This window comes from Streptococcus mitis (assembly GCF_003944325.1).
Taxonomy (GTDB): domain Bacteria; phylum Bacillota; class Bacilli; order Lactobacillales; family Streptococcaceae; genus Streptococcus; species Streptococcus mitis_CW.
In genome coordinates this window covers 1-4,566 of record NZ_RJPX01000064.1, presented here as the reverse complement: position 1 = coordinate 4,566, position 4,566 = coordinate 1, and the positions used below count along the sequence as shown (strand labels likewise).

The following is a 4,566-nucleotide window of genomic DNA, read 5'->3' as shown; positions in this document are numbered from 1 at the left end:
GCTTAAGTTAGGAGTTCCTAAATGGATAGCAGATAAGGTATCTGGCTGGGGTGACCACTATCAATTAGTAGCTCAGAAGTCGGTACTTAAACGTGCTATATCAAAACCAGTCCTTGAGAAACGTGGACTGGTTTCGTGTTTGGATTATTACCTTGAACGACATGCGTTAAAAGTTAGTTGAACCGCCGTATGCCGAACGGCACGTACGGTGGTGTGAGAGGGGCTAGAGATTATCCCCTACTCGATTCTCTATAGGCTACGATGCCAATGATGGTATCAACTGCACGTTCCATGGTCTGAAGGCTGACGTATTCAAAACGTCCGTGCATGTTCTCGCCGCCAGCAAAGATATTAGGAGTTGGGATTCCCATAAAGGAAATTTTAGAGCCGTCTGTCCCGCCACGGATTGGTTCAATAATAGGCTTGATCCCTAAATCTTCCATAACGGCCTTAGCAATGGTAATTGGCGTCATATCTTTCTCAATGACTTCTTTCATATTGTAGTACTGGTCTGTCAAGTTTAGGGTGACACGGTCACTACCAAGTTCTTGATTCATCTTATCAACAATAGACTGCATAGCTGCTTTACGCGCTTCAAAAGCATCTTTTTCAAAATCGCGAATAATGTAGCTTGCACGGGTCTCCTCAACACTACCTGTCACATCCATTAGATGGTAGAAGCCTTGGTAACCTTCTGTCAACTCAGGACGGTCATTCTCTGGAAGTTGATTATGAAAATCAATTGCTAGCTGTAGGGCGTTGACCATTTGCCCTTTGGCAGTACCAGGGTGGACATTACGTCCTTGGAAATGCAATTCAGCTCCAGCTGCTGAGAAGGTTTCGTACTGAAGCTCACCTAATGGACCACCATCAACAGTGTAGGCAAAATCAACATCAAAATCTTCTGCATCAAATTTATTAGCCCCAACACCAATTTCCTCATCTGGACCAAAACCAACACGAATCTCACAGTGTTTGATTTCAGGATGGGCAGTCAGATATTCAATAGCGGTCATAATTTCAGCAATCCCTGACTTGTCATCAGCACCTAGCAAGGTTGTTCCGTCGGTTGTGATGAGTGTTTGTCCTGGATATTTTTCAAGACTCTTGAAGTCTGCTGGATCTAATTTAAAACCAGAATTCCCTAGTTCAATCACACCACCATCGTAGTTTTCAATCACCTGAGGATTGACTCCTTCGGCATTAAAATCAGCAGTATCCATGTGGGAGATGAAGCCAATTTTACGTGTTAAAGATGGATCATTGGCTGGCAAGCTCCCAATCGCAAAACCATTTGGAAGGTAGTAGACATTTTGCAGACCAACACGTTTCATTTCTGGAATCAGGACATTGGTCGCGAAGTCAACCTGACTCTGTGTACTTGGAGTAGTAGTAGAGTGTTCATCAGAGCGCGTGTTGACCTTAACATAGGTTAGGAAGCGGTTCAAGAGATTTGGATAAGTCATAAAAAACTCCTTTTGAATTCATTTTTTCCATTGTATCATAGAAAGAAGAGAAAAACAAAAGACAGAAGTTAGGGCAATCTGCTATGTTAGCGTTTACTTATCGATGAATTAATGATAAAATAAAATTGATAAAAACATCACAAGGAAGTAGTTATGAAAAAAGCAATTTTAATGATGACCTTCGGTTCGCCAGAAGAGATTACCTTTGAAGGTGTAGCTGATTTTTTCACAAATATTCGTCGAGGAGTGAGACCTCAAGACCACGAGATTCAAACACTCTATGATAATTATGTACTTATTGGAGGTACGCCTCTGCAAAGAATTACCCGTGAAGAAGTTGCCTTAGTAGAAGCTAGACTGGGGAATGAGTATAGTGTCTATTTTGCCAATAAATTTTCCAAACCTTTTATTCCAGATGTGATTGGTCAGATGGAAGCAGATGGAATCGAGCAGTGTATTTGCTTGATTTTGGAGCCTCATTATTCTTTTTACTCTGTCATGGGATACGAGAAATTTTTAGAAAGCAAACAAATTCAATTTTTGGTTATTAAGGATTGGTATCAAGAAGAAGCTCTCTTAAACTATTGGGCAGATGAAATTGCTAAGATTTTAAAAGATGAAGTGAAGCAAGATAGCTTTAAAGTCATCTTTTCAGCCCACAGTGTGCCTATTTTTGCCTTGGATTTTGGTGACCCCTATATCGACCAAATTTTCGAAAATAGCAAGTTAGTCGCTGAAAAACTAGGCTTGAGTTCAGAGCAATATACTAACACTTGGCAGAGTGAAAGTGATATCGGGATTCCATGGATTAAGCCAGATGTTTTGGAGTATCTCAGAGAACAGACAGAACATCCAGACCATTATATTTTTGTTCCAATCAGCTTCATCAGTGAGCACATTGAGATCTTGTTTGACAACGATGTAGAATGTTATGACTTGTGTCAGGAATTTGGGGTAAACTACCATCGTCCACCAATGCCAAATACAGATTTTCGTTTGATTGATGCCTTGGTTAATACCGTCAGAGCTAATGAGGACAAAGAATTTAAGGAATTTCTCCCAGAAGAAGAAACCTTTGATGAGTTAGTTCCTTCAGATGAGACTAAAAACATTTTGGCCGAATCTCAAGATTTACAAATGCCAGAATTTGTTAAAAAATTGATTGAGAAAAAAGGTCGTGAAAATGTTAAGATGCCTTATCTTATCAAGAAAATGCTTGAGAAAGCAGGTAAGTTGCCGAAAGAGTAAAGAAAAAGGATTTAGCTTTGTGCTAGATCCTTTTAAACGATTATTTTTTCTCAAGAAGAGCTTTGATTTCTTGAAGTACTTCCAACTCAGTTGGAGCAGCTGGAGCTTCCTCAGCAACTTCTTCTTTTTTAGTAAGGCTTTGAGCTTTTTCCATAGCTTTAATAACGAAGAAGAGAACAGTACCTACAACAAGGAAGTTGATAATAGCACTCAAGAATTTACCATATGTAACACCATTCCATGCAAGCTCAGCGATGTTTTGTACTTTAGCAGCTTTCAAGGCTGGGTTCAATAGGAGTGGAGTGATGATATCATTAACAAATGAAGTAACGATAGCACCAAAAGCAGAGGCAATGATCACACCGACAGCAAGGTCAACAACATTACCACGAAGCAAAAATGCTTTAAGATCTTTTAACATTTTCTTAATCCCCTTTCAAAAATTTTTGCTCTTAATTATATATTAATTAAGAAAAGCTTGCAAGATATATGCCTAGAAATTTTATTTGTTAAAAACATAGACCTTACTTAAAATGTAATTAAGAATAATTATCAATAATTGTGCAATTATCGTTTCTATTGCATTTATCTTATCAAGATTTTCATTTACAAATTGCCCTATAATATGAGGGAATTGAGTCACAAACAGAAAAGTAAAGAGCAAATCTAACAGAAAAGTAGAAAGGCGAGCAAGAGAAAATTTCACTAAACGGATAAGTCGATTCTTCCTTGTTTGCTTAAATACGATTGTATCATTTGTGATAAAGGCAAAGAGGATACCGATACTATTTGCTAGCCCAGTAGCAAGGAGTTCTTTATGGGTTAATTGATAAATGACTAGTCGTGAGAGAATCGAAACTAGAGTTGTTGCAAGGCCAAAAAAGAGATAGGCTAAGATTTCATTGTTAAGAAATTTTTGAATACAAATTTTCATGTTTTTAGTATAGCATAAAGCAGGCTATTGTGCTATACTAGTAAGGTTGATTGAATCAACCCTTGGTGCTTAGCTTCTTTCACCAAGCATATTACACGCGGGAAACCGCCAAAGGAGAAAAGATGAAAAAATTAACTATTCGTGACGTAGCAGATATTGCAATCGTTGCTGCTATCTATGTCGTTTTGACTGTCACACCGCCCCTAAATGCCATAAGCTATGGTGCTTATCAGTTTCGTATTTCAGAAATGATGAATTTTATGGCTTTTTACAATCCTAAGTACATCATCGGAGTTACCATCGGTTGTATGATTGCTAATTTCTTTAGTTTCGGACTGCTAGATGTCTTTGTTGGTGGTGGATCAACCTTGGTATTTCTCAGTCTAGGTGTTTGGCTTTTTGCAAAATACAGCAAGGATTACCTCTTTAACGGATTAATTCGAAAAGATCATTTCTTTTTCTCAATCCTCTTTTCAATTTCCATGTTTACCATTGCTGCAGAGCTGAATATCGTAGCACAATTACCATTTTTCCTTACTTGGTTCACAACAGGAATTGGTGAATTTGCCTCATTAATTATTGGAGCGATTATTATTGGTAAAATTGGTCGTCGAATTGATTTAAGTAAATAGAATTAGACAAGCTGGGTGACTCTTACCTGGCTTTTTCTGGTAAATTCCCAAACTAAGTTCCACCGCTAATCCAAGTGGAAGTTAGTCTGATAAAAATTGTAAAAACCAGTGGAAATCCGTGTCAGGGTAAGTTCCACTGGTTTTACTAATGCTTGATTTTATTGCTTTTTTAACCAAACTGAATCGAAAAAAAGAGCGCACAAAATCCTCTCATCTGAAAGCGTTTCAGATTAAGTTCCGCTATGGTGGAAGTTAGTGTGAGACGTTTGAATGCGGTTAAAGGTTA

The 4,566-nt window shown here is 38.1% G+C and carries 5 protein-coding genes, 1 pseudogene and 1 riboswitch; of the genes and pseudogenes, 3 read left to right on the top strand and 3 right to left on the bottom strand.

The annotated features are described in order from the left end of the window. Positions 1 to 181 (top strand): annotated as a pseudogene (locus D8787_RS10885) (group II intron reverse transcriptase/maturase); the annotation flags it as partial. 49 nt (positions 182 to 230) lie between these two features. Here D8787_RS10885 and pepT read toward each other — a convergent pair. Further along, complete coding sequence (pepT, locus tag D8787_RS10880) at positions 231 to 1,466, bottom strand: peptidase T (RefSeq protein ID WP_125423807.1); 1,236 nt, start codon at positions 1,464 to 1,466, stop codon at positions 231 to 233. Between the two features lie 153 nt (positions 1,467 to 1,619). On the opposite strand from pepT, the gene hemH reads away from it, so the two are divergent. Continuing rightward, positions 1,620 to 2,714, top strand: a complete 1,095-nt coding sequence (gene hemH, locus D8787_RS10875) for a ferrochelatase (protein WP_125423804.1) — start codon at positions 1,620 to 1,622, stop codon at positions 2,712 to 2,714. 40 nt (positions 2,715 to 2,754) lie between these two features. Here the strand turns inward: hemH and mscL are convergent, their stop codons facing one another. Together mscL and D8787_RS10865 are read right to left on the bottom strand one after the other, a co-directional pair. Beyond that, positions 2,755 to 3,135 (bottom strand): large conductance mechanosensitive channel protein MscL, encoded by a 381-nt coding sequence (gene mscL / locus D8787_RS10870; protein WP_042900934.1) that lies wholly within the window; start codon positions 3,133 to 3,135, stop codon positions 2,755 to 2,757. An 81-nt stretch (positions 3,136 to 3,216) separates the two neighbouring features. Next, complete coding sequence (locus D8787_RS10865) at positions 3,217 to 3,648, bottom strand: GtrA family protein (RefSeq protein WP_042900935.1); 432 nt, start codon at positions 3,646 to 3,648, stop codon at positions 3,217 to 3,219. A 28-nt stretch (positions 3,649 to 3,676) separates the two neighbouring features. Further along, positions 3,677 to 3,773, top strand: a riboswitch (PreQ1 riboswitch). Here D8787_RS10865 and D8787_RS10860 point away from each other — a divergent pair. After that, on the top strand, positions 3,771 to 4,280 hold the full coding sequence (locus D8787_RS10860; RefSeq protein WP_000737072.1) for a QueT transporter family protein: 510 nt from the start codon (positions 3,771 to 3,773) through the stop codon (positions 4,278 to 4,280). It overlaps the preceding riboswitch by 3 nt. The last annotated feature ends 286 nt before the right edge of the window (positions 4,281 to 4,566 follow it).